This window comes from Variovorax durovernensis (assembly GCF_977011995.1).
The window spans coordinates 770088-792850 of the sequence record NZ_CDRNCW010000001.1 but is presented as its reverse complement, the minus strand read 5'-3'; the positions used below and the strand labels follow the sequence as shown (position 1 = coordinate 792850).

At 67.8% G+C, this 22763-nt stretch carries 23 protein-coding genes and 1 pseudogene; 13 read left to right on the top strand and 11 right to left on the bottom strand.

Annotated features, from left to right (window positions below; genetic code table 11):
* Positions 1 to 11 precede the first annotated feature (11 nt).
* The 6 genes from ACWV14_RS03585 to ACWV14_RS03560 are packed head-to-tail and all read left to right on the top strand — an operon-like array spanning position 12 to position 5292.
* A complete protein-coding gene (locus ACWV14_RS03585) occupies positions 12 to 1067 on the top strand; it encodes a Nit6803 family nitrilase (protein WP_454902636.1) in 1056 nt (351 codons plus the stop codon).
* Entirely contained in the window at positions 1030 to 2112 is a 1083-nt protein-coding gene (locus ACWV14_RS03580) for an MSMEG_0568 family radical SAM protein (RefSeq protein ID WP_454906000.1), read from the top strand. The genes ACWV14_RS03585 and ACWV14_RS03580 overlap by 38 nt, the downstream gene beginning before the upstream one ends.
* 2 nt (positions 2113 to 2114) lie before the next feature.
* Positions 2115 to 2675 (top strand): MSMEG_0567/Sll0786 family nitrogen starvation N-acetyltransferase, encoded by a 561-nt coding sequence (locus tag ACWV14_RS03575; RefSeq protein WP_454902635.1) that lies wholly within the window; start codon positions 2115 to 2117, stop codon positions 2673 to 2675.
* Positions 2672 to 3682, top strand: coding sequence for a sll0787 family AIR synthase-like protein (locus tag ACWV14_RS03570; RefSeq protein WP_422088489.1), 1011 nt, complete (start codon positions 2672 to 2674; stop codon positions 3680 to 3682). The genes ACWV14_RS03575 and ACWV14_RS03570 overlap by 4 nt, the downstream gene beginning before the upstream one ends.
* Positions 3673 to 3957, top strand: coding sequence for an MSMEG_0570 family nitrogen starvation response protein (locus tag ACWV14_RS03565; RefSeq protein WP_454902634.1), 285 nt, complete (start codon positions 3673 to 3675; stop codon positions 3955 to 3957). Before ACWV14_RS03570 ends, ACWV14_RS03565 begins: the two co-directional genes overlap by 10 nt.
* Before the next feature lie 33 nt (positions 3958 to 3990).
* The gene (locus ACWV14_RS03560; protein ID WP_454902633.1) at positions 3991 to 5292 is read left to right on the top strand and encodes an MSMEG_0569 family flavin-dependent oxidoreductase; all 1302 of its coding nucleotides are present in this window, start codon (positions 3991 to 3993) and stop codon (positions 5290 to 5292) included.
* On the opposite strand, the gene ACWV14_RS03555 is transcribed toward ACWV14_RS03560, so the two are convergent.
* Positions 5289 to 5972 (bottom strand): LuxR C-terminal-related transcriptional regulator, encoded by a 684-nt coding sequence (locus ACWV14_RS03555; protein ID WP_454902632.1) that lies wholly within the window; start codon positions 5970 to 5972, stop codon positions 5289 to 5291. The two genes, ACWV14_RS03560 and ACWV14_RS03555, sit on opposite strands and share 4 nt — an antisense overlap.
* A 241-nt stretch (positions 5973 to 6213) precedes the next feature.
* On the opposite strand from ACWV14_RS03555, the gene ACWV14_RS03550 reads away from it, so the two are divergent.
* Positions 6214 to 7557, top strand: a complete 1344-nt coding sequence (locus tag ACWV14_RS03550; RefSeq protein WP_454902631.1) for a DotU family type IV/VI secretion system protein — start codon at positions 6214 to 6216, stop codon at positions 7555 to 7557.
* Positions 7554 to 8681, top strand: coding sequence for a type VI secretion system protein (locus ACWV14_RS03545; RefSeq protein WP_454902630.1), 1128 nt, complete (start codon positions 7554 to 7556; stop codon positions 8679 to 8681). Before ACWV14_RS03550 ends, ACWV14_RS03545 begins: the two co-directional genes overlap by 4 nt.
* Before the next feature lie 21 nt (positions 8682 to 8702).
* On the opposite strand, the gene tssJ is transcribed toward ACWV14_RS03545, so the two are convergent.
* Positions 8703 to 9215, bottom strand: a complete 513-nt coding sequence (gene tssJ / locus ACWV14_RS03540) for a type VI secretion system lipoprotein TssJ (protein ID WP_454902629.1) — start codon at positions 9213 to 9215, stop codon at positions 8703 to 8705.
* A 71-nt stretch (positions 9216 to 9286) separates the two neighbouring features.
* On the opposite strand from tssJ, the gene tssA reads away from it, so the two are divergent.
* From tssA to ACWV14_RS03515, 5 genes and pseudogenes are all read left to right on the top strand, one after another.
* Positions 9287 to 10327: a type VI secretion system protein TssA gene (gene tssA / locus ACWV14_RS03535; RefSeq protein WP_454902628.1), complete on the top strand. Its 1041-nt coding sequence runs from the start codon at positions 9287 to 9289 to the stop codon at positions 10325 to 10327.
* A gap of 58 nt (positions 10328 to 10385) precedes the next feature.
* On the top strand, positions 10386 to 10901 hold the full coding sequence (gene tssB / locus ACWV14_RS03530) for a type VI secretion system contractile sheath small subunit (protein WP_081268468.1): 516 nt from the start codon (positions 10386 to 10388) through the stop codon (positions 10899 to 10901).
* Between the two features lie 38 nt (positions 10902 to 10939).
* A pseudogene (gene tssC, locus ACWV14_RS03525) lies at positions 10940 to 12433 on the top strand (type VI secretion system contractile sheath large subunit).
* A gap of 155 nt (positions 12434 to 12588) precedes the next feature.
* On the top strand, positions 12589 to 13068 hold the full coding sequence (locus tag ACWV14_RS03520) for an Hcp family type VI secretion system effector (protein ID WP_081268470.1): 480 nt from the start codon (positions 12589 to 12591) through the stop codon (positions 13066 to 13068).
* Between the two features lie 82 nt (positions 13069 to 13150).
* On the top strand, positions 13151 to 13690 hold the full coding sequence (locus ACWV14_RS03515) for a peptidoglycan-binding domain-containing protein (RefSeq protein WP_454902627.1): 540 nt from the start codon (positions 13151 to 13153) through the stop codon (positions 13688 to 13690).
* 94 nt (positions 13691 to 13784) lie between these two features.
* Here ACWV14_RS03515 and ACWV14_RS03510 read toward each other — a convergent pair whose 3' ends face one another.
* From ACWV14_RS03510 to ACWV14_RS03470, 9 genes are all read right to left on the bottom strand, one after another.
* Positions 13785 to 14579 carry a PP2C family protein-serine/threonine phosphatase gene (locus ACWV14_RS03510; RefSeq protein WP_454902626.1) on the bottom strand — a complete coding sequence of 265 codons (795 nt, stop codon included), beginning with the start codon at positions 14577 to 14579 and terminating at the stop codon, positions 13785 to 13787.
* Between the two features lie 55 nt (positions 14580 to 14634).
* Positions 14635 to 16263: a type VI secretion system-associated FHA domain protein TagH gene (gene tagH, locus ACWV14_RS03505; RefSeq protein ID WP_454902625.1), complete on the bottom strand. Its 1629-nt coding sequence runs from the start codon at positions 16261 to 16263 to the stop codon at positions 14635 to 14637.
* An 88-nt stretch (positions 16264 to 16351) separates the two neighbouring features.
* Positions 16352 to 17611, bottom strand: a complete 1260-nt coding sequence (locus ACWV14_RS03500; RefSeq protein WP_454902624.1) for a TIGR02270 family protein — start codon at positions 17609 to 17611, stop codon at positions 16352 to 16354.
* 10 nt (positions 17612 to 17621) lie between these two features.
* Positions 17622 to 18161, bottom strand: a complete 540-nt coding sequence (locus tag ACWV14_RS03495; protein ID WP_455342633.1) for a hypothetical protein — start codon at positions 18159 to 18161, stop codon at positions 17622 to 17624.
* A gap of 141 nt (positions 18162 to 18302) precedes the next feature.
* Complete coding sequence (locus ACWV14_RS03490) at positions 18303 to 19217, bottom strand: type VI immunity family protein (protein ID WP_454902622.1); 915 nt, start codon at positions 19215 to 19217, stop codon at positions 18303 to 18305.
* An 11-nt stretch (positions 19218 to 19228) separates the two neighbouring features.
* Positions 19229 to 20140 (bottom strand): DUF4150 domain-containing protein, encoded by a 912-nt coding sequence (locus ACWV14_RS03485; protein ID WP_454902621.1) that lies wholly within the window; start codon positions 20138 to 20140, stop codon positions 19229 to 19231.
* A gap of 3 nt (positions 20141 to 20143) precedes the next feature.
* On the bottom strand, positions 20144 to 21211 hold the full coding sequence (locus tag ACWV14_RS03480; protein WP_454902620.1) for a hypothetical protein: 1068 nt from the start codon (positions 21209 to 21211) through the stop codon (positions 20144 to 20146).
* 2 nt (positions 21212 to 21213) lie between these two features.
* On the bottom strand, positions 21214 to 22266 hold the full coding sequence (locus ACWV14_RS03475; RefSeq protein ID WP_454902619.1) for a DUF2169 family type VI secretion system accessory protein: 1053 nt from the start codon (positions 22264 to 22266) through the stop codon (positions 21214 to 21216).
* 17 nt (positions 22267 to 22283) lie between these two features.
* The gene (locus tag ACWV14_RS03470; RefSeq protein ID WP_454902618.1) at positions 22284 to 22760 is read right to left on the bottom strand and encodes a DUF6484 domain-containing protein; all 477 of its coding nucleotides are present in this window, start codon (positions 22758 to 22760) and stop codon (positions 22284 to 22286) included.
* Between the last annotated feature and the right edge of the window lie 3 nt (positions 22761 to 22763).

The following is a 22763-nucleotide window of genomic DNA, read 5'->3' as shown; positions in this document are numbered from 1 at the left end:
AAGGCGCGGCGATGGCATCCACACCCACCACCGTTCGGGCGGCGGCGATCCAGATCGCACCCGACTTCGAGCGGCCCGACGGCACGCTGGAGCGCGTGTGCAGCGCCATCGACGCGGCCGCTGCCAAGGGCGCGCAGCTCGCGGTCTTTCCCGAGACCTTCGTGCCCTACTACCCCTACTTCAGCTTCGTGCTGCCGCCGGTGCTGCAGGGCGCGCCGCACCTGCGGCTGGCGGAGCGCGCGGTGGTCGTGCCCGGCCCGGTCACGCAGGCCGTGGCGGAAAGGGCCCGCGCACGGAACATGGTGGTCGTGCTCGGCGTGAACGAGCGCGACAACGGCAGCCTCTATAACACGCAGCTGGTGTTCGACGCCGACGGCACGCTGGTGCTCAAGCGCCGCAAGATCACGCCGACCTATCACGAGCGCATGGTCTGGGGCATGGGCGACGGCGCCGGCCTGAAGGTGGTCGACACCGCCGTGGGCCGCGTCGGCGCGCTCGCCTGCTGGGAGCACTACAACCCGCTCGCGCGCTACGCGCTGATGGCGCAGCACGAGCAGATCCACTGCGCGCAATTTCCCGGCTCGCTGGTCGGCCCGATCTTCGCGGAGCAGATGGAAGTGACCATCCGCCACCACGCGCTGGAGTCGGGCTGCTTCGTGGTCAACGCCACCGGCTGGCTCACCGACGAGCAGATCCGCTCGGTCACGCCCGATGCGCAACTGCAGAAGGCGCTGCGCGGCGGCTGCCACACGGCCATCGTTTCGCCCGAGGGCAAGCACTTGGCGCCGCCGCTCACCGAGGGCGAAGGCATGGTGGTGGCCGACCTCGACATGGCGCTGATCGCCAAGCGCAAGCGAATGATGGACTCGGTCGGCCACTACGCGCGGCCCGAGCTGCTGTCGCTCGCCATCAACGACCGCCCGGCGCAGACCACCGTGCCCATGCACCTCACGCAACCTTTCGCCCAACGGAGCCCCGACCATGACCACAAGACCCATGACGACGCAGCAGCAGGACAGCCGGCAACTGATGACCGAGCTCCAGTCCTTCGGGTTGCGGCTGGTTGATCCGTCGGCCGGCGTCTCGAGCCGCCGAGGCGGCGCTGGCCCTTCGGACCACAAGGCCGTGACGGTCGACGGCCACACGATCATGGTGCCGGTGCACACGTCCACCGCCTGGCACTCGCCCTTCACCGCCGAGGCGCCGGACGCGAGCGGCATGAGCCGCGTGATGCGCGGCAGCATTCCCATCGCGAGCATCAGCTTTCCGAAGCAGCCGCGCTTCTACGCCATGCAGACCTTCGACGGCGTGCCCTACTCGCACATCGCCACGCTGCACGGCAGCGACGTGCTGGCCACCACCGTGCTGCAGACCTGCATCCGCTACGAGAGCCGCAAGAAGAGCTGCAAGTTCTGCGCGATCGGCCAGTCGCTCGCGGCCGGCCGCACCGTCGCGCGCAAGACGCCCGAGCAGCTCGCCGAAGTGGCGCGCGCCGCCGTGCTGCTCGACGGCGTGAAGCACATGGTGATGACCACCGGCACGCCCAACGCCACCGACCGCGGCGCCGCGGTGCTGTGCGAGAGCGCCTTCGCCATCAAGGCCGCAGTCAACATCCCCATCCAGGGCCAGTGCGAGCCGCCCGACGACGACCAGTGGTTCCACCGCATGAAGGCCGCCGGCATCGACACGCTGGGCATGCACCTCGAAGTGGTCACGCCCGAGGTGCGCGAACGCATCATGCCGGGCAAGGCAAGCGTGCCCGTCTCGCGCTACATGAGCGCGTTCGAGGCAGCCGTGGGCGTGTTCGGGCGCGGGCAGGTCAGCACGTACATCCTGGCCGGGCTGGGCGACACGCGAGAAGCCATCCTCGACACCTGCGACCAGCTGCTGGCGCGCGGCGTGTATCCCTTCGTCGTGCCCTTCGTGCCGATCAGCGGCACGCCGCTGGAAGACCATCCGGCTCCCACGCCGGAGTTCATGAAGTCGCTGCTCGCGCCGCTGGGCGAACGCGTGGTGGCGGCGGGCCTGCGCTCGGCCGACATCAAGGCCGGCTGCGGCAAGTGCGGCGCGTGCTCGTCGCTGTCGATATACGAAAAAGAAAGCGAAAGCTGACCATGCTGTGCATCGACGACCTCTGCGAGATGGCGGACCACTACGCGCCCGTCGAATACCTGGTGCGCGAAGCCGCCCAGCAATGGGAGCGCGACGAAGCCATGGCGCTGCGCCGCGCGGTGTTCTGCATCGAGCAAGGCATCTTCGTGCGCGACGACCGCGACGCCATCGACGACCACGCGCGCCTGCTGGTGGCCATGTCATGCAACGGCGGCATGCCCGAGCAGGTGGTGGGCACGGTGCGCATCCATCGCGGTGAGGCCGAAGGCGAATGGTGGGGCTCGCGGCTGGCCGTGCACCCCGCCTTCCGCAGCCAGGGGCACCTTGGCGCCACGCTGATCCGGCTGGCCGTGTCGCGTGCCCACGCACTGGGCTGCGAGACCTTTTTCGCGCAGGTGCAGATGCAGAACGTGCCGCTGTTCAACAAGCTCGGCTGGACGACGCTGGAGGAAACCAGCGTGCATGGCCGTCCGCATGCGCGCATGCAGGCCGACCTTGCGTGGTATCCGCCTTGCCACGATCCCGTCAGCGGCTTCGTCACCCGCGCCAAGGTGGCGGCATGACGCAGCACGTCCACGACATCGCCGAGGCCCTGCGCGCCACGCGCGGATTCGCCCACAAGCGCGACATCAGCGACGTGGTGTCTGCCCTCGGCCGTTCGCTGCCCGGCGGCCATGCCGCGCTCGCGCAGGCCGTGCCCATCGGCGACGACTGCGCGGCCATTCCGGACGGCCACGGCGGCTACCTGCTGTTCGCCATCGAAGGGCTGGTCGAAGACTTCATCGTGCGCATGCCGTGGTTTGCCGGCTACTGCGGCGTGATGGTCAACGTGAGCGACATCTACGCCATGGGCGGGCGCCCCACCGCCGTGGTCGATGCGTTGTGGAGCACTGGCATGAGCCCCGCCGACGACGTTCTGCGCGGCATGGCGGAAGCCGCCGTGCGCTACGGCGTGCCCATCGTCGGCGGCCACAGCAACAACCGCAGCGAGCGGCCGCAACTGGCGGTTGCCATCCTCGGGCATGCGCGCCGGCTGCTCACCAGCTTCGACGCGAAGCCTGGGCATCTGCTGGTGATGGCGGCCGACCTGCGCGGTGCCTACGAAGAGCCTTTTCCGTACTGGAACGCATCGACCCGCGCGCCCGCCGCGCGGCTGCGCGCCGACCTCGAGCTGCTGCCGGCGATTGCCGAAGACGGCCTGTGCGGCGCCGCCAAGGACATCAGCATGGCCGGCGCCGTAGGCACGGCCATGATGCTGCTCGAATGCTCGGGCGTGGGCGCGCGCATTGACCTTGATGCGCTGCCACGGCCCGACGGCGTGCCGCTGCTGCGCTGGCTCTCGTCGTTCCCGAGCTACGGCTTCGTGCTCAGCGTGGCGCCCGCGCAGGTGGCTTCGGTGATGGCGCGCTTTGCCGCGCGCGACATCGCCTGCGGCGTGATCGGCGAGGTCGATGCCACGCGGCAGGTGCGCCTGCGCGCCGGAGGCGAAGAGGCGCTGCTGTGGGACTTCGGCAGCGACGCGTTCATCCAGCCGCCCAGCCTGCAAGCGGAGGCCGCCGCATGCCCGTGACCCACTTCCGCGTGCGCTGGCCCGACGCCAGCGAGACGCGCTGCTACTCGCCCTCCAGCGTGGTACGGGAGCATCTCGCGCCCGGCGAGCGCTATGCCCTCGCCGACTTCATGCAACGCACCCGCGATGCCCTGGGCCAGGCCTCCGAGCGCGTGCGCGCGAAGTACGGCTTTGCATGCTCGCAGGCGATGGACCAGCTCGCGCAGATCGAACTGACAGCCGCACGCTTCGCGGCCACCGCCGCCCCCCATGTCACCGTCGTCGCCATCGACTGACGCGTTCCCCACATCCAGAGAAAGAAGAACCCCATGTCACATCCCTACGGCGGACGCAGCCACTACAGCGTCGTCATCGTCGGCGGCGGCCAGGCCGGCCTGTCGCTGAGCCACTGCCTGCAGCAGCGCGGCATCGACCATCTCGTGATCGAGAAGCGCAGCCTGGTGCACACCTGGCGCACGCAGCGCTGGGACTCGTTCTGCCTCGTCACGCCCAACTGGCAGTGCCAGTTGCCGGGCTGGGGCTACACCGGCGGCGATCCGCACGGCTTCATGGTCAAGGACCAGATCAACGAATGGCTCGCGGGCTTCGTCGAGCACGTGAAGGCGCCGGCCATCGAGGGCGTGACTGTCGAACGCGTATCGCGCGACGGCGAGCGCGGGCGCTTCAGCGTGCAGACCGACGCCGGCCTCTACACCGCCGACCAGGTGGTGGTGGCCTCGGGCGGCTACCACCGCCCCATCGTGCCGCGCCTGGCCGAGAAGCTGCCTGCGGGCGTGGCGCAGTTCCACTCGGCGCAGTACCGCAACCCGGCGCAGTTGCCCGAGGGCGCGGTGCTGGTGGTGGGCTGCGGCCAGTCGGGCGCGCAAATCGCCGAAGACCTGCACCTGGCCGGCCGCAAGGTGCACCTGGCCACCGGCAACGCACCGCGCTGCGCGCGCTTCTATCGCGGCCGGGAGGTGGTCGACTGGCTCGCCGACATGAAGTACTACGACATGCCCGTCACCGAGCATCCGCTGCGCGAAGGCGTGCGCGACAACACCAACCACTACGTGACCGGCCGCGACGGCGGGCGCGACATCGACCTGCGGCGCTTCGCGCTCGAAGGCATGGAGCTATACGGCCTGCTGAGCGGCTTCGACGACGGCAGCTTCGAATTGCAGCCCAACCTGCGCGACAACCTCGACCAGGCCGACGGCACCTACAACCGCATCAACGCATCGATCGACAAGCACATCGCCGCGCAGGGCATCGAGGCGCCGCCACCTTCGGTCTACACGCCGGTATGGGAGCCGCAGGAAGAACGCACGCGGCTCGACCTTGCCGCAGCGGGCATCACCAGCGTGGTGTGGTGCATCGGCTTCTCGCCGGATTTCGCATGGGTCGATGCACCGGTGTTCAACGGGCGCGGCGCGCCGGTGCACCTGCGCGGGGTAACGAACGAGCCGGGGCTGTACTTTCTGGGGCTGCCCTGGCTGCACACCTGGGGGTCGGGTCGCTTCTCGGGTGTGGCGCGCGATGCCGAGTTTCTGGCCCAAGCCATTGCGCAGAGAAAAGAGGGACTGCGCGGCAGCGCCGATACCGCACCGCCCCCTGAGTTGCGCGCAGCCTAGGCCTGCTGCGCTTCGGTCAGTGCCTGCGCCGCCACCACCGCCTCGGTGCGGTTGCGCACGTTCAGCGCGCGGAAGATGGCGGCCAGGTGGATCTTCACCGTGCCTTCGCTGATGCCCAGGCTGCGCCCGATCAGCTTGTTGGGCTTGCCCTGCGACAGCAGTTGCAGCACCTCGACCTGCCGCTCGGTCAGCACGTTGCGAAGGTGTTCCAGCGTCTGGCTGCCGGCGCCGCCGCGCGACGGCGTCTCGACCGCCTGCGGTGCCACGCCCGCCACGATGCCGGGCGGCAGCGCGGTGAGCATCATCGGCGGCACGTACACGCCGCCGGCCAGCACCAGCCGCACCGCCGAGAGCATCACCTCGGGTGAATAGGCCTTGGGAATGAAACCGAGCACGCCGCGCTCCAGCGCGCTGCGCATGATGGCCGGGTCTTCGTAGCCCGACAGCACCATGACGGGCAAGGCCGGATGGCGCTGGCGGATTTCGTCGATGTGCGCCTGCCCGTCGGCGCCGGGCATGTTGAGGTCGATCAGGGCCAGGTCGAGGTCGTCGGAAGCACCCGCAAGCAGCTCGTCGACGCTCATCGCCAGAACGAACTCGATGCCGGGCTCCAGCTCCGACAACTTGGCTTTGACCGCCTCGATGACGAGCCGGTGGTCGTCGGCGATCAGGATTTTCATGTCTTTTTTCCCGTGCCCCAGCACGCGTTGAACTACCGGGTGCAGAAGATACCGGTGATTTCCCCTCACAGCAAGGCCACGGCCCCACCAACGGCATAGGCCCCAAGCGGTATGGCGCCCCCGCCGGCCCCTTTGAAACAATGAAAGCCTACTCGAAGGAACCGGGGACATAGGCATGTGCCATCGCTGCAGACGCCGGTACAAGGCATCCTTCGCAATGCACGCCTGAGCAGGCACCTCCATGGCTCGCCTGCTCGACTGCTTCTCCGGCTTCATCGCATACGGCCTCGCCCTCGATGCATCGGTCGCCGCCGGGCGCCCGATGCCCGCGCTCGCGGCGGTGCAGCGCAAGGCCATGCAGCTGCTCGACACCGCTCGCGCCGAAGCCGCGGCTGCGGGCAAGCCCGCGCCGCAAGTCGAGTCGGCAGTATTCGCGATGGTGGCGTGGATCGACGAGATCCTCGCGCGCCACCCGGAAGCAACGGCGGGCGCGAGTGCCGGCAACGGCCCCTCGCCGCTGCAGGCGCAGCTCTTCAACTCGAACAACGCGCACAGCGAGTTCTTCCACCACCTGTCGGCCCTGGGCGCGCAGGACAACGACGTGCGCGAGGTCTACTGGCACGCGCTGGTGCTGGGCTTCAAGGGCCAGTACTACTTCGAGGACGGCGACCAGGGCGAACTCGGGAAACTCAAGGACCTGCACGGCCGCCAGCTGCAGCTGCGCCCGCTCGCGGCCGACAGCCTGGCGCACGACCGCATCACGCCGCAGCCGTACAGCGTGCCCGACCCGCGCGGCCCCAACGACACGCACCGGCGCGACCGCGCGCTGCTGCGCGCCGGCGCGGCGCTCGCGCTGCTGCTGCCGCTGCTTTACCTGCTGTGGCTGTGGTCCACCGGGCCGCCCACTGCCGGCTCCGGGCTGAGCCAGCGCATCGAGCAGCACCTGCAGACTTTCGCCTGTGCCGACCTCACGGCCACCGTGGACACGGAGGGCCGCACGCGCGTTTCCGGCTTCGTCTCGCTGCCCGGCGACCTGTCGCGGGTGGAGCGCGAAGTGATCATGGTGCCCGGCGTGAAATCGCCGAGCTTCGACGTCGGCCTGCGCGTGTGGCCGCACTGCGAGGTGTTCGCCATCATCAAGCCCTACCAGGCGCGCAACCGCGAGCGGGCCTACGGGCTCGACATCGACTCGCCCTCCGCGCTCGAAGGCAAGCTGCGCGAAGGCGACCCGGTGCGCGTGCAGGTGGTGGCGCCGCGCCATGACAGCTACATCTGGGTCGACTACTACACGGCCGACGGCGCGGTCATGCACCTCAACGCCGGGCAGGCGCCCACCAGGCTGCAAGCGGGCGAAACACTGACGCTGGGACGCGAGATCCCTTCGAGCTGGCTCGTGAGCCCGCCCCTCGGCAGCGTGCTGATCACCGTGCTCTCGGCGCCGACGCCGTTCACCGAAACCGCCGACCGGCCGCCCTTCGAACTCGCGTCCGACTACCTGCTGCGGCTGCGAGAGACCGTTGCGGCCGGCAAGAACAGCGACCGGCTGATCGCCGACTTCGTGTTCCTGGAGACCGTGTCGCGATGACCGCCATGCTCCCGAACGACCATCGCTTCTGGCTGCTGCTGGTGCTGTGCCTCGCAGGTTTCGCGCTGCTGTACAGCGTGGTGCGCGATGCCGGACGCGGAGCACGGCGCCGCGCGCTGCAGCGGCGCATCGAGGCGCTCGGCGCCCCCGCCTCGGAAGCCGGCGACACGGAGCTGGCCGCCGCCGCACTCAGGGAAGGCATGGCACAGGCACAGCAGGCCGTGAAGCGCAGCCGCCCGCGCGCGCCTGTTCCATGGTTCCTGTTCTTCGGCGATGCCGCCGCCAACCTGCCCGGCCTGCTTTCGGCGGCGCATGGCGAACGCCTGTCCGCGCACGAGGCACGCGAAGCCAAGGCCGACGCCTGGTGGCACTGGTGGCTGACCGGCGCCACCGTGTCCATCGAGATTCCCTCCTGCACGGTCGGCGAGGCCGCCGACACGCCAGCGCAGCGCGGCCTGTGGCTCCAGTCGCTGCTGGCACTGGCCGAGCGGCGCCATCGCCTGCCGCTCAACGGCATGGTCGCGTGCGTGTCCGCGCGCGACCTGCTGCATGCGGACGAGAGCGAGCTCGCGGCCCTGGCCGCGCGCATGCGCCGGCTGCTCGACGAGACCGGCGACACCCTGCGCCTGCAGATTCCCACGTATCTCGTCGTCACCGGGCTCGAACAGCTCGCGGGCTATGCGGTGCTGCGCGGCGCATTGCCTCCCGAGGTGCTTTCGCAGGCCGTGGGCCATCGGCTGACCGACGCCTCTGCCGTCATCGCCACGCCGCCGCGCGAACGGCTCGATGCGGTGTTCGATCCGCTCGCACGGCACCTGCATGCGCTGCGGATGAGCCTGCTGCACCGGCAGGCCAGCGCCGCGGACCGGCTCGCGGTGCATGAATTCGTGGAGGCGGTACGCGCGCTGCAGCCCGGGCTGCGCACCTTCGCACAGGTGCTGCTCGAGAACCACGGCAAGGGCACGCGCGCGCCGCGCTGGCGCGGCCTCTACCTGACGGCTGCGGCATCGCCTTCGCACGGTGTGGGAGCAGCCTTCGTGGATGACCTGTTCGGCCGCTTCCTGCCGGCCGATCAGCCACTGGTGCGGCCGGGCCGCCCGTCGCCCGCAGGCGCCACGGCCTGAGCAGGCAGGCCGCCGATGGCGCTACTTCGCGTCGATGCGCATCTGCCGCGCACCGAGCAGCACGTCGAGCGACTGCGCCTTGCCGGTGGTGACGGGGCGCACCTCGCGCCAGCGCGCGCGGTCGAGATCGCGGAACGCCGCCATCACGCCGATGGCCTTGGCGTCGGGTGGCAGGTTGAAGTCGAGCTTCTTGCTTTCGCCGGGCCGCAGCAGCACTTCTTCGCGCTGCACGAGTTCGGCGCCGAGCGTGGCCTGGTCTTTCTCGAACAGCGAGAAGAAGTCTGCGCCCTCGAACGCGCCGGGCGACTTCAGCGCATACACCCGCACCGTGAGCGGCGAGGCACGTCCGCGCGCATCGGGGTTGGCGTCGGGGCCCGCCGTGAGCGAGACCGCGACGGTCGTCACCACCGGCTTGCTCGCGCATCCCATGAGCGAAAGACCCGCTGCAGCAAGGCCAAGAACGGCGATGCGACGCCGCGGCAACGCAGCGGAGAAGCTCTCATAGGACGAATGGTGTGTACCCAGCGTGCGCATGCTATTCCCTTCGTTGCATTGACCGGTCAAGACGCATCTTTGATTATCACCAGCCAACTTCAACAGGCAATATGCTGAACAACCAACTTGCCGCCGCACTGCTCACGCCCATCGGCGAAGCATCGCCGTGCGGCGACGACCTGGAGTACGACGCGGACTTCACCGCGCTCGTCTCGGCCGCGCAAGGCAAGCCGGAGCAGCAGTTCGGCGACACGGTGATTCCCGCGGTCGAGCCCGAGTGGCGCGAAGTCGCCGAGCAGTCCGACGCCATTCTTCGCCGCAGCAAGGACGTGCGCGCCGCGGTGCTGCTGCTGCGCGCCGCCACGCGCTTGCAGGGCGTTGTTGGTTTCGCCGCGGGGCTGCGCCTGCTGACCGACCTGCTCGACAGTTTCTGGGACGGCATACATCCAAAGCTCGATGCTGACGACGACAACGATCCGACGATGCGCCTGAACGCGCTCGCGCCGCTGACCGACGAAGGCATGGGCCTGCGCGACCTGTACGACGCGCAGGTCGGCATGGCGCGCGGCGTCGGGCCGATCCGCGTGCGCGACATCGCCATTGCGCACAACACGCTCACCGCCGTCGGAGGCGAGGCCGCGTATTCCATGGCGCAGGTGCAGGGCGGGCTCGAAGCCATACAGGCCGAGCGGCCCGAGGCCATACAGGCTGCCGTAGAAGTGCCCGCGCTGATCGAGCGCCTGCACAGGCTCATCGTCGATCGCACCGGGCGTGCCGACGCGGTCGACTTCGACGCGCTGCGCGGCATCGGCCGCGTGCTGCGCAAGGCCTGCACTGCCGCCAGCGGCGCACCGGCAGATGCCGCGGAAGCGGCAACCGGCGAAGGCGATGCGGGCGCGCAGGACGGGAACGCCACGAGCACACGTCCCGCTGCCCCACGCGGCGAGATACAGAACCGCCAGGACGCGGTGCAGATGCTCGACCGGGTGATCCGCTACCTCGAGCAGGCCGAGCCCGGCAACCCCGCGCCACTCTTGATCGAGCGCGCCAAGAAGCTCATCGGCGTGAGCTTCCTCGAGATCATGGCCAACCTCGCGCCCAACGCGATGGACACCATCGAGACGGTCACGGGCCGACGCCCTTCCGAATGAGCAAACGCCATCTCGCACCAGACACCCGTCCCATCCCCACCCGCAAGGAGCATCTTCCATGGCCAAGAGCAGTCAGAAATTCATCGCCCGCAACCGGGCGCCCCGGGTCCAGATCGAATACGACGTGGAGCTGTACGGAGCCGAGAAGAAGGTACAGCTGCCCTTCGTGATGGGCGTGCTGGCCGACCTGTCGGGCAAGCCCGCCGACCCGCTCGCGCCGGTGGCCGACCGCAAGTTCCTGGAGATCGACGTCGACAACTTCGACTCGCGCATGAAGGCGATGAAGCCGCGCGCCGCGTTCGCGGTGGAGAACTCGCTCACCGGCGAAGGCGACCTGAAGGTGGAGCTGACCTTCGAGAACATGGAAGATTTTTCGCCCGCCGCCGTGGCCCGCAAGGTGGGCGCGCTGAACAAGCTGCTCGAGGCGCGCACCCAGCTGTCGAACCTCGTCACCTACATGGACGGCAAGGGTGGCGCCGAAGACCTGCTGGCCAAGGTGCTCGAAGACCCGGCCCTGCTGCAGACGCTGGCCGCGAGCAAGAAGCCCGAAGACGGCAGCACGCCCGCCGCCTGACGACGACCCCCATCCGAGCAAACGAGGAGTAAACAACCATGGCCGAAGCACTCGAACAGAGCGCGCTGAAAGATGTCGCGTAAGCGGGCAGCGACTTTTCGTCGCTGCTGCAGAAGGAATTCAAGCCGCGCAGCGACGAAGCCAAGAGCGCCGTCGAGGCCGCCGTGCTCACGCTGGCGCAACAGGCGCTGAGCAACAGCACCGTCATCGGCAAGGACGTGACCAAGTCGATCCAGGCCATGATCGCCGCGATCGACGCAAAGCTCACCGACCAGGTGAACAAGATCATCCACCACCCCGACTACCAGAAGCTCGAGAGTGCGTGGCGCGGCCTGCACTACATGGTGAACAACACCGAGACCGACGAGAACCTGAAGATCCGCGTGATGGACATCTCCAAGACGGATCTGGCCAAGAGCCTGAAGAAGTTCAAGGGCGCGGCCTGGGACCAGAGCCCGATGTTCAAGAAGATCTACGAGCAGGAGTACGGCCAGTTCGGCGGCGAGCCCTTCGGCGCGCTGGTGGGCGACTATCACTTCGACCAGAGCCCGCCCGATGTGGAACTGCTCGGCGAGATGGCCAAGATCGCCGCTTCGGCGCACGCGCCGTTCATCACCGGCGCAAGCCCCAACCTGATGCAGATGGAGTCGTGGCAGGAGCTCGCCAACCCGCGCGACCTGACCAAGATCTTCCTCACGCCCGAGTACGCAGGCTGGCGCAGCCTGCGCGAGTCGGACGACTCCAAGTACATCGGCATGTGCATGCCGCGCTTCCTGGCTCGCACGCCCTACGGCGCCAACACCAACCCGGTGGAAGAGTTCGACTTCGAGGAAGACACCGCCGGTGCCGACCACAACAAGTACGCCTGGGCCAATGCGGCCTACGCGATGGCGACCAACATCAACCGTTCATACAAGCTCTACGGCTGGGGTTCGCGCATCCGCGGCATCGAGTCGGGCGGCGCGGTGGAGAACCTGCCGCTGCACACCTTCCCGAGCGACGACGGCGGCGTGGACCAGAAGTGCCCCACCGAAATCGCCATCAGCGACCGGCGCGAGGCCGAACTCTCGAAGGCCGGCCTGCTGTCGATGATCCACCGCAAGAACTCCGACTTCGCGGCCTTCATCGGCGCCCAGTCGCTCAACAAGCCGGCCGAGTACGACGACCCCGATGCCACGGCCAACGCCAACCTGGCGGCGCGCCTGCCCTACCTCTTTGCCTGCAACCGTTTTGCGCACTACCTCAAGTGCATCGTGCGCGACAAGATCGGCAGCTTCAAGGAGCGCGAGGACATGCAGCGCTGGCTCAACAAATGGATCATGAACTACGTGGACGGCGATCCGGCCAACTCCTCGGAAATCACCAAGTCGCAAAAGCCCCTGGCTGCCGCCGAGGTGGTCGTCGAGGAAGTGGAAGGCAACCCGGGCTACTACACGTCCAAGTTCTTCCTGCGCCCGCACTACCAGCTCGAAGGCCTCACGGTTTCGCTGCGCCTGGTGTCGAAGCTGCCTTCCGCCAAGGGCGGAGCATGAAAAACAGCCCGAACTTTTCTTGAAATTCCGGCTTCCGTTTCGTTCTATCAACAGCTGCCGCGCATCGGCCTTCACTACAGGCCGCCGGCAGCCCAGGTAACCGTCTGGATCATCATCAACCGCCCGAACGCAATCGGGTTCCAAGGAGTAGGAACATGTCTTCTGACTTTCACATCAAGCTCGACGGCGTAAAGGGCGAGTCTTCCCACAAGGATCACAAGGACGAGATCGAGATTTCGTCGTGGTCCTGGAACGTGAGCAACTCGTCGGGCGCGGGCTCGGGCGGCGGTTCGGGCAAGGGCAAGGCCACGCCCGGCGAGTTCCACTTCACGCACACCTACGACAAAGCCTCTCCGGTGCTGGCCAAGAACTGCGTGAGCGGCAAGCACTTCAAGGACATGGTGCTGACCTGCCGCAAGGCCGGCGAAGGCCAGCAGGAGTACCTGAAGGTCACCATGAAGGAGGTCTTCATCTCCGGCGTGAGCCCCGGCGGCGCGCAGGGCGGCGACGTGCATGAGCAGGTGCTCTGCTCGTTCAAGGACATCGAGTTCGCCTACAAGGCGCAGGACGACAAGGGTGCGGCTGGCGGCGAAGTGAAGTTCGGCTGGAACGTGCCGACCACCGAAACCCGCTGACGGGCGACGGCCACGCCAAAGTGCGGCATCGGGCGCGCAAGTGCCCGGGCCGGTCCCGACGTGTCCTCACCGGAGCAATGCCATGGCATTCAGCACCACATTCATCGGCTCGAGCGGCAATCCGCGCACGGCCTACAACATCGACTGGTCCGTCGGCCTGATCGGCTCCAACACGCGCGAAGACGTGATGCTGGTGCAGGCGCTGTTCAGGATCTTCTACTACGAACTGCTCGGCTTCAACGACGGTTTCGATCCGCCTCCCGGAGAGAACGAAGTGATCGTCGTGGACGGCCAGAAAGGGCCGATCACGCAGAAGCACATCGTGCACTTCCAGGAACAGGCGATCGCGCGCGGACAGAACCTGAAGCCGGACGGCATCTTCGATCCGTACCGGGCGCCGGGCGCGAGCAGCACGATCAGCAAGACGCGCTACGCGCTCGACCTGCTCAACAACGGCTGCGCCAACCTCTGCGACGCGCAGGGTATCGACAACTACAGCAACTTGCCGAACCGGCAGGACATGCCGCTGTTGCTGCGCAGCGCGCTGAAGCGGGTCAAGAAGACGGCCAACAAGTACACCTACGTCGCGCCGGTGGTCGTTCCGGCCACGGGTGGCGCCTGACCGGCTGCCAGCCTGCTGTTGCGGCGACGGCCAAGGCCTGAAGCACCCGCCCATCGGACGAGCGCTTCAGGCCTTTTGTTTTCCGGGGGAAGAGTCAGGCATCGGTCGACGCGGCACTCTCGGGCATCAGCCGGGTCACGTCGTCCTCGTCGTCCTCGATCACCCACAGCGTCAGCGCCGTGTAGTTGTCGTAGCCCGGCTTGGCGTTGGCCTTGACTTGCGCATCGATCAGCTCGGTCCATTGGGTGGGCGTGCGCGACGCGTGCAGCGTGTCGATCAGGCACTCGTCGCCCAGCGGCTCCCACACACCGTCGCTGCACAGCAGCAGCACGTCGCCGGGCAAGAGGCGCATGCGGTCCGACACCGCGATGTCGGGCGCCTCCTCGACCGAGCCCAGGGCCGACAGCAGCATGTTGCGTTGCGGATGCAGCCGCGCACCCTCTTCGTCGAGCATGCCGCCGGCCACCATCTGCTGCACCAGGCTGTGGTCGGTGGTGCGCGCCACGATGGCGCCGCCGCGGAACAGGTAGGCCCGGCTGTCGCCGCTGTGCACCCAGGCGAGCGCATGGTCTTCCAGGTCGATGGCCGCGAACACGATGGTCGAGCGCATGCCCGCGAGCTTGCCGCCCTCGGCCTGGCGCGCCACCACGTCGAGGTTGGCCTGCTCCACCAGCCGGCGCAGCGTGGCTTCGTCCAGCCCCGGTGCGGCCGAGAAGCCGCCCAGCATGCTGCCGCGAGCGGTGGCCGCCGCCACGTCGCCGCCGCCATGGCCGCCAGCGCCGTCGGCCACCAGGCAGGCGACATGGCGCTCGTCGTGCCAGTGGCCATGCACGTCCTCGTTGTAGGTGCGGCCGCCTTGCCGGGAGAGCGTGACGATTTCGATTTCCAAGCGGGGTGCCTCGCGAATGCTGCGGTTGTCGTTGTTGCTGCCGTGTTTTTCTTCTTCAGGCGTCCGACTTCAGGCGCGCCATCTGCTCTTCGTAGGCCTGCAGGAAGGCCTTGCCGAAGAGGCTGTGGAAGTCGTCCTCGGCCTCGCTCGCGATGCCGCCGTAGAGCGACACGAACTGATCCCATAGCCTGGCCTTGCGGTTGGCGCTGAAGAGCGCGTCGAGCGCGGTCTTGGCGCTGATCTTCTTCTCCAGCTCCGCCGGCTCGAAGCGCGCGATGACATGGGCCAGCGCCGCGCGCATGCCCACCATCACGCCGAACTGATGCGCGCGCAGGTCGTCGAAGGCGTCGCGCATCGCGGCCTCGGGCGGCATGAAGCCGCGCACGCCGGGCCCCAGCAGGTGCGCGAGCGCGACCTCGACCGTGGGCGAGAACTTCAGCGGATTGTTGGCCTGCGCCGCGATCATCGTGACCTCGGCGCGCACCTCTCGCTTGAACTCCTGGCGCGTGAGCAGCAGCTGCAGCGTGCCTTCGGTGGCGCTGCGCAGCATCGAGCCGATGCGCTCCATGAGGCCGGGCGTGAGCATGTCGGGCGGCTGGTGCGTGCTGGCAAGGCCGCGCAGGAAGGCGGAGAGCAATTCGTCGTCGCTGGCCGCGCGCCTGGGCGCAGGTGGCGCGGCCGGGACGGGCGCCACAGGAGGCGCGGGCGGCTCGAAGGGCTTGCCTGAACTCTCGGGGCCGCTGATGCGTATGGGCTGGCCGGTCATGTCGTCGAAGTTCGCGACCGGCTGCACGGGCGCCGGGCTGCTGATCGCCTTCGGCGGCGTGAAGCCGAACTGGTCGATCGGCAGGTGGTCCGCGCGCGCTGCCGGCGTGGCGGGCGCGGCGCGCTGCAGCGCGGCCAGCGGATCGGCATCCGATGCGGTGTTGGGCTGCAGCAGAGGATCGGCCAGCGGCGACAGCGCGAGCGGATCGCCGCCGATGCCGCCGCCACCGCCGTGCATGCCGCCGAAGAGTTCGTCGATGCCCGAGGCCTTGCCGTGCGCGGGCGGTGCGCCGAGGTCGGAGAAGTCGTCGAGCGCGCCAAGGCCGGCCACCGGTGCCGATGAAGACGTGGATCCGAGCAGGTTCGCGAAAGGATCGATCTGCGCGGCCTGCGCGTTGCGCGAGCCGCTTTCCATCGGATCGGGGAACAGCAGCGATTCAGGCGGTGCCGCTGCAGGGGTCGGGGCGGGCGCTGCGGCTGGCGCGGCCGGCGGCGCGAGGCCCGCGAGCAAGTCGGCGAAGGGGTCGTCGCTCGTCGGCGCAGAAGGCGCGGCCGCAGAGCCCCCCAGCACGGTGTTCGGGATGGCCAGCGACGGCGGCGCGGCGGCGGCCGTCACGCGCACCGTGAGCTCGAAGCTGCCCACCACCAGCCGTGCGCCATCGGTCAGCGCGGCTTCCTTGCCCGAGCCCAGCGACACGCCGTTGCACTGCATCGGGTTGCTGCCCCTGTCGATGACGAAGTACTGCCCGTCGCGGCACAGCACTTGCGCATGCACGCGCGAGACGGTGCGATCGGGGTCGTCGAGCACCAGCGTGTTGGTGTCGGCCCGGCCGATGGTGCCGCCATTGGGGCCGAAGTCCGCGGCAATGGCCTGCCCCGCCGGAGCGCCTTGCCGGGTGATGACAGCGATATGGATCATGAATCGGCCCCCGAAGGCTCTGTGCCTGAATGCGCCCGAACAAACTCGCAAGGAGTATTCATTCCGTGGGGCATGTTGGCAATCTCGCCTAAAGAGGTATGCCGTCGCCGAGCCAGCGCTGCTGCCGCCACGCCGGCGCGCTGGTTGCGAACAGCGGCGCGCCCGCGTCGAGCAGCGCAAGGTGCAGCGCCGCTGCCACGCGCTGGCGCTGGAAGCCCTCACGCAGTACACCCGTACAGCTGTCGGGCGAGACCGGCTGCCCCATGAAGAGCCGCACGCCGGGGGCGAAGCGTGCGCCGTTCTGCTGCCACCATGCGCGGATCTTGTCGATGTCGGGCCAGGGCAAGGCGATGTCCTCGGGCAGCTCCACGTTGTCGTCATCGGGGTCGTCGGTCGGCCCGTCCTCGAAGCCGTCGGGCGGCGGAACCTCCATCTGCGCGAGGTTGAAATCAACGCCCGTGATGGTCACGAAGGCCTCGGCCGCGATGCGCGCCGTGGCCGGCTGCGCCATCTGCTCGATGAGCCAGGGCACGTAGCGCGCGTCGCCGATGAAGCCCGAGCCGATGATGCGCAGGCGCTGCGCCTCGGGCAGTGCCGCGCTGTCGAGCAGCAGCGCGTGGCCCGGTGCCGGCTCCATCGCCTGCAGCGCGAGCTGGAACGCGCGCGGCTGGCGCGGCCCGCTCTTCAGCGCAAAGGCCGAGAGCACGTCCAGCGCCTGCGCCCGGTCACCGAGCAGCACCGCCGCCCACGCGGCCCAGAAGCGCAGTTCGGGCTTGGCCTCTCCGAGCAGCGACCGGGCCTGCGGCAGCAGGTCGGCACGGCCCAGCTCGCCGGCTGCACGCAGCGCGCGGATGCGCACGCTGTCTGGCGCACCTGCGAGCAGCTGCCCAAGCAATGCGCCCGGATCGCGTCGATGCAGCGCGCAGGCCGCCACACCGAGCTTCTGCCGCAATGGCGAGGCGTCTTCGAGCAAGGCCTTGACGCGGCCGCCCAGATACTTCGGCTCGACCCAGCCCAGCGCGGAGATCAGGCCGGGCACGACCTCGGGCAGATCCTTGGCGCGCTCGACCAGATCGTCGAAGCGGCCATCGACCGCCTCGATGGCGAGCACGGCGGCGACGAAGAAGTCTTCGGGGCCTTCGTTGTCGGTGAGCGACAGGGCATGCTGCCAGCCTTCATCGCCGGCTACGCGCAAGCCGTCGATGTGGGCGGCGAGGCGTTCGTCGAGGTCGGCGAATTGCTGGGGCGAGTAATTGGGGGCGTGGACTGCGCTGGCGCGTTGGAGCCAGAGGAAGGAGGCTTCGTCGGCGTGCTCGGCGACAACGGAAGACAGCGTGTCGGAGTCCACGGGCAAGCTCCTATTCGAAGTGCAGCCGCATGATGGGCAGTGTCTGGTGCCAGGCGCAGCACAGATTGACGATCAGATCCCATGCTTCTGCGTCCGCGTTGTCCCAGATCCATTCGTAGTAGTGGATGGTGCGCGGATCGTTGAACATGGCTTGCGCACCGCTGACTTCCACCGCATCCTCAGGGTCGGATCGATACGCAAGCGTCAACGCGTCCCACAACGCAAGGGTTTCGAGCAGGCCCTGCCCGACCTCAGGCTGCACCGGCTGTGCGAATTCGATCTCGACCAGCAAGGCATGGTTACCACCCAGGTTCTCCGGGAACTCAACGGCGAACGGCGGTTCCTCCGGAGCGGCCGGACGCACGCCTCTCTCGCTCAGCAAGTCAAGCTCGCGCTGTCCCAGCATGGCACGCGCCGCGTGGAAAAGGACTTCGTGCTGACGGCAATCCGCCAGCATGCCACCCAGCACATCCAAGGCCGCAACAGGGAGATCCACGACTTGCAGCCGCGCCTGCAACGACATACCGGCGACGCGAAGCTCGGCCGGCACAGAAGGAAGCCGCCTCCCGGGAAGAAGAACCCCGCATCGACCGCATCGAGAAAGACGCGAACGCGCCGCTCCACGAGCCCGACCGATCCTTCCGGGCCGTGCTCCAGCATGGCCTGGAGCAGAACCGGGCCGCTGTAGCGCTCAGACGAAGAAGCGTCGAAGCCAGTCATGCGCCGCCTCCTCGGACATGCCTTTGATGAATATCTGGTCCAGCGCCTCGTCGGGCGCCACCACATGCGCGACAAGCTTGCCCACGGCGCCATAGATCGGCACGGTCTCTTGCCGATTCACGTCACCGATCTGCGGCGCATCGCCGGCGCGCAAGATCACGCCGGCCTTGCCGAGCGCAAGCGCGGACACCCCCAAGGGGGCACTTCGCTCAAGGGCTGCCAGACCGCCAAGCGCCGCCGCCGCATCGGCCCCGAGGAAGGTCAACCAATTGACGGCCGCGACACCATGCAGCGCTCCATTCGACATGCGCAAGGCGTCGCCGTAGCCGAGGCCTGGATACCGCAGCATCAGCGGTATCGACCATTGGAGGACTTTCCGATCCACCAATGAATCCGCGTCCTCCCAGAGCAAAGAGTAGCCGGCATATCCACTGTGAAGCGGGAGTTCGGCAAGCGCCTCCTGGGCCAGCGCGATCACCTGCTCGGGACGGTCGCCCCACTCGACGGGCAGCGACATGCGCAGCACAAAGCGCGACGGATCCAAGGGTCCGGCCAACGACATCCTTATCGCGGGCGACTGAATCTGGCCGGCTTTCTTGCCCGAATGCGCTCTGTGGCTCAGTATTTTGGTTGCGAGCATGTCCGGGTCCGAAAACCAGTGATTCGGTCCCTCAGTCGCCTTGGCATCCTGAACGCGGAAGCGCTTCATGTCGCCAGTGCGATAGAAACGCTGCTGATTGCCAAAGGCGTCCATGTACGCGCGCAGAAATCGCGCAAGGCCCGCTCCAATGTTCTCAGGCAAGCCGTAGGCAAATGCGACGATTTCGACGCAGGGCGTCGCCAAGCTCTCGCCATCGTCCATCAGGGTGAACAGGGACTCATCCATAAATTTTCCTTTCAGGTACACAGGCAGTCGGCGTCTTTGGCGTCCTTTGCCCCTTTTTTCCTGACCTTCATCTCCGTCAGCTTCTTGTCCGTCTCCGGGTGTGTTTTTCGCAGAATGTCTTGATTGTCCGTAGGCGAGTCATTGGGAAACTTCACCTCGACGATATGTTTCACATCGGCGAGTGTCAGCGCCTTTTTCCCAACGGCTACCCCTGCCTCGAGCAGGATGATGTCCCACCTGGCTTTTCCAAGACTACTGCTGACATCCTTGCCATATCTGCCGATGAGTTTCCCAACATTCGACTGCGAGACCTCCGTGAGCAGGCCTGGTCTGCCACCGCGCACACCGGCGACCTTGGGATCGATGATGTCGCGCATGCGGCGCTGGTATTGGTCAGTGGAAGCCTTCCCTGGCGGTAGTTTGGCGTCAGCCGCTTCCTTGTCTTTCAAGGCCTGGCACGCGGCTTCGCAAAGCTCTTGCGCCAGGGCAGCATCCCCCAAAGCATCGATCAGCGGCTGCTGCGCAACCCCGCCCAGATTCGCCGCGTTCTCGGAGTTGTGGAACATCTTGTCCGTGAGCCGGGCCGTGTTCTTGCCGTCCATTTTCACGTCGAAGGAGTAGAGGATCCAGGTCGCCTCCTTCATGAAGGTGCTGGACTTCACGCCCCCCGCCACACCTGCGTTGTCACCGTTGGAAATGGCGAACTTCGAACCCTTGTTCGCGGCCATCGCCTTGTCGCCTTTGACAGTGCTGGTGCCGCTCGACAGCGTGATCGAGTTGGCGATGTTCGGATAGGGGACCGGCACTGGACCCCCGGGGCTGGGCGTCTTGCACACGTCGGGAATGGTCGCGGTGCTGATGCCGATGCTGAACTTGTGGACCAGCGTGAGACTGGTGCCGTTGACCCTGATGGTGAGCGGCATGACTCAGCCCCCCATCGGTTCAGCGCAGCGCACCAGCAACGCCCCGCGTTCGCCCGACTCGGAACTGCCCCATACCATCGACAGTGGCCCTTTGGCGTAGCGCTTGCGATTGGCGATGACAGCCAGCGCCATGTGCAGCGGCGAACCCGCCGCACCCACGTCACCCCAGCAATCGGCTGGCGCGATGAAATCCGACGCCGCGCGAAATTGTTCTCCGTTGCGCAGCGCGGCAAAGCCGAACTCGTCGGCTCGGTAGGGCTCTCCGTTGAGATCGCAGAACACGTTGTGCACTTGCTCGCCAGGCGCAAGGGGCCGCAGCGCGGCGCGGAAGGCCTGGGTCAAGCCCTCGCCAATGCACACCGTGTCCGTCTTGATGAGCCTGGGCTCGATGCCGATGCCAACCGACACCAGTTCACCCAGCGGCACGATGCCGCTCAGCTGCGCCAAGCGGGGCGTGCCAAGCAGCACCGCGCCAGCGGCCTCACCGGGGATGAAGCCCCAGGCATTGTTGAGCGGGCCGCCGCCGTGGAGTTGATCGCAGGCTTCGACCCATTCGAGCGTCTCGGGTGCGAGGTACGAGTCGGTGCCCGCCACCACACATGCATCGAAGGCATCACGCGCGCAACCAGCCTCGGCGGCAGCCACCGCCATGTGGCCTGCTGCATGGCCGACTTCGAAGCGCGCGATGCGGGCGAATCGATCCCCCATGCGCTCCCGTATTGCCTGCAATACATCATCGGCCAAGCCATCAGGCTGCCCGGGGCGCGGCGGCGGCAGCGCCAGTGCAAGGCCGATGCGCGGCGACACGTTTCCGCCAAGCTGCGTCAACGGTGCCAACGCCTCCTCGATGGCCGGCAGCAGCAGAGCGCCCAGGCGCGCGGCACCGTCGAGGCCAACGTCGAGCCAGGGCGCTCGCGCGATACGCATCGCCTCGCCGGCCGTGTCGACCATGTACGGGTGCTCGGAAAAGCCACACACACCGGCGCGCGCGGCTGCGGCGCTAGCCCACACATTGCGTCCTATCGGCGTGCTGGCGCCGAGCCCCAGGATCTGCAATGCGTTGCCGGCCATGCTCAGGCCTCCACCGCCTGCTCGGGCACAGCCTCGCCCAGTCGCAGTAGCCTTTTCTCGAAGATGCGCGTCTTCAGCAGCTTATGAACCTTGGGATGGCAAGGCAGCGCGCTGTGCCAGACCAACGAAACGCGCATCACTGCCGGCTCGAGAATCACCGTGTGCAACTGCGGTCGCTCATGCAGCACCTGCATGCCGTCGGAGAAGAAGGTTTCGAAGCCCAGCAGTACACGAGGCAGCGCGAAGCGGATCTGCGGCTGCGGCGCCAGATGCACCAGCACCACCGGCTCTCCACCCACAAGAAACTGCGGCGCCTGCTGGTCCCCCGGCGCGCACTGGTAATGCCGGTCATCGAAATCCACCGGCAGCAACGGCAACCTGTCGCGCTGCCAAGCTTCGTCGTACGTCCCCGCAAACCCCGCGCGCGGCTGCCAGTGATTGCACAGCGGCCCGAAGCCCGCAGGCTTGGGCCTGTCGCTCCACGCCCGCACGCATTGATCCGGATACTCGATATTCGGCAGCCGCATGCCTTCCGCATGCGCCGCCTCCATCACGAAGCCCGTGCCCACCGGATTGCGCACGTCGAACTGCGGCAACGGCGCGTCACGCGTCCACGGATCGACGCCGCCGTATGCGCGCTCCCACACCAGCGGCATGGTGCTGAAAGGCTCGGGCTCCGATGGCGCGCCGCCGAGCCACACGCGGTCGCCGGTCACGCGCAGGCGCTTGGCGATCGGGCCGACGCGCAGGCCCACGTCGAGTTGCGTCACGGGCACGCCGCCGGGCGCATGCGCATTGCCGATCAACAGCACGTCGGTCGTCTGCTTGGTGCGCACCAGGTCCAGCTCGTAGAGCAGGCTGGGCCGGGGCGCGGCCTCGTCGACGAAGACGGGCGCCTGCGCGACAGGTGCTTGCTCGGGAGCAACGCTCGTCTCGCCATCGGGCGAAATATCGAAGCTGCACTTCACCGCCACGAGCCAGATCTCCGCTCCGTCGCGGTCGCGCACCCAGGTGCGTTCGGCGGCATAGGGTGTGCGGTTTTCGAGCTGCCACATGGCGTGTTTCTCGTTCGTCAGTTGATGCCCACGTAGGCACCCTTGACGCGGTTCGCACCGCGCGAGCGCGTGAGCACGTAGTTGCCGTTGATCAGCACTTTTCCCGCGCGCGTGAGCACGATGCTGGCGTCACCGCAGCGCAGCTCGATGCGCTCGCGCCCATGCAGCACGACGCGCTCGCCATCCACGCGCGCTTCGAGCACAGGCGGTGACTCTGTGCGCGGCGGCTGCACGCGCCCGACGATGACCGGGTGCCGCACCTCTCCCTGCTCGAAGGCCACGACGATGGCCGCACCGGCATCGCCGGGCGCCAGGCCTACCGTCGAGAGCGCCTGCACCGGCGCCATGCCTTCGCCCAGCGTGACCAGGAAGCGCCCCTCGGCATCGAAGCCGGCAAAGGCGGCCACCGCCACGCCCTGGCCCGACAGCTTCGACCAGGCCGCCACGCTGTGCAGCACGCTGCGCGCGCTCCGGAGATCGGTGTGGTCTTCCACGGC

What these genes read in the sequence shown, in the direction of transcription:
- ACWV14_RS03585 (WP_454902636.1), top strand. Translation starts at nt 12, where the DNA reads ATGGCATCCACACCCACCACCGTTCGGGCGGCGGCGATCCAGATCGCA.
- ACWV14_RS03580 (WP_454906000.1), top strand. Translation starts at nt 1,030, where the DNA reads ATGACCGAGCTCCAGTCCTTCGGGTTGCGGCTGGTTGATCCGTCGGCC.
- ACWV14_RS03575 (WP_454902635.1), top strand. Translation starts at nt 2,115, where the DNA reads ATGCTGTGCATCGACGACCTCTGCGAGATGGCGGACCACTACGCGCCC.
- ACWV14_RS03570 (WP_422088489.1), top strand. Translation starts at nt 2,672, where the DNA reads ATGACGCAGCACGTCCACGACATCGCCGAGGCCCTGCGCGCCACGCGC.
- ACWV14_RS03565 (WP_454902634.1), top strand. Translation starts at nt 3,673, where the DNA reads ATGCCCGTGACCCACTTCCGCGTGCGCTGGCCCGACGCCAGCGAGACG.
- ACWV14_RS03560 (WP_454902633.1), top strand. Translation starts at nt 3,991, where the DNA reads ATGTCACATCCCTACGGCGGACGCAGCCACTACAGCGTCGTCATCGTC.
- ACWV14_RS03555 (WP_454902632.1), bottom strand. Translation starts at nt 5,972, where the DNA reads ATGAAAATCCTGATCGCCGACGACCACCGGCTCGTCATCGAGGCGGTC.
- ACWV14_RS03550 (WP_454902631.1), top strand. Translation starts at nt 6,214, where the DNA reads ATGGCTCGCCTGCTCGACTGCTTCTCCGGCTTCATCGCATACGGCCTC.
- ACWV14_RS03545 (WP_454902630.1), top strand. Translation starts at nt 7,554, where the DNA reads ATGACCGCCATGCTCCCGAACGACCATCGCTTCTGGCTGCTGCTGGTG.
- tssJ (WP_454902629.1), bottom strand. Translation starts at nt 9,215, where the DNA reads ATGCGCACGCTGGGTACACACCATTCGTCCTATGAGAGCTTCTCCGCT.
- tssA (WP_454902628.1), top strand. Translation starts at nt 9,287, where the DNA reads ATGCTGAACAACCAACTTGCCGCCGCACTGCTCACGCCCATCGGCGAA.
- tssB (WP_081268468.1), top strand. Translation starts at nt 10,386, where the DNA reads ATGGCCAAGAGCAGTCAGAAATTCATCGCCCGCAACCGGGCGCCCCGG.
- ACWV14_RS03520 (WP_081268470.1), top strand. Translation starts at nt 12,589, where the DNA reads ATGTCTTCTGACTTTCACATCAAGCTCGACGGCGTAAAGGGCGAGTCT.
- ACWV14_RS03515 (WP_454902627.1), top strand. Translation starts at nt 13,151, where the DNA reads ATGGCATTCAGCACCACATTCATCGGCTCGAGCGGCAATCCGCGCACG.
- tagH (WP_454902625.1), bottom strand. Translation starts at nt 16,263, where the DNA reads ATGATCCATATCGCTGTCATCACCCGGCAAGGCGCTCCGGCGGGGCAG.
- ACWV14_RS03490 (WP_454902622.1), bottom strand. Translation starts at nt 19,217, where the DNA reads ATGGATGAGTCCCTGTTCACCCTGATGGACGATGGCGAGAGCTTGGCG.
- ACWV14_RS03485 (WP_454902621.1), bottom strand. Translation starts at nt 20,140, where the DNA reads ATGCCGCTCACCATCAGGGTCAACGGCACCAGTCTCACGCTGGTCCAC.
- ACWV14_RS03480 (WP_454902620.1), bottom strand. Translation starts at nt 21,211, where the DNA reads ATGGCCGGCAACGCATTGCAGATCCTGGGGCTCGGCGCCAGCACGCCG.
- ACWV14_RS03475 (WP_454902619.1), bottom strand. Translation starts at nt 22,266, where the DNA reads ATGTGGCAGCTCGAAAACCGCACACCCTATGCCGCCGAACGCACCTGG.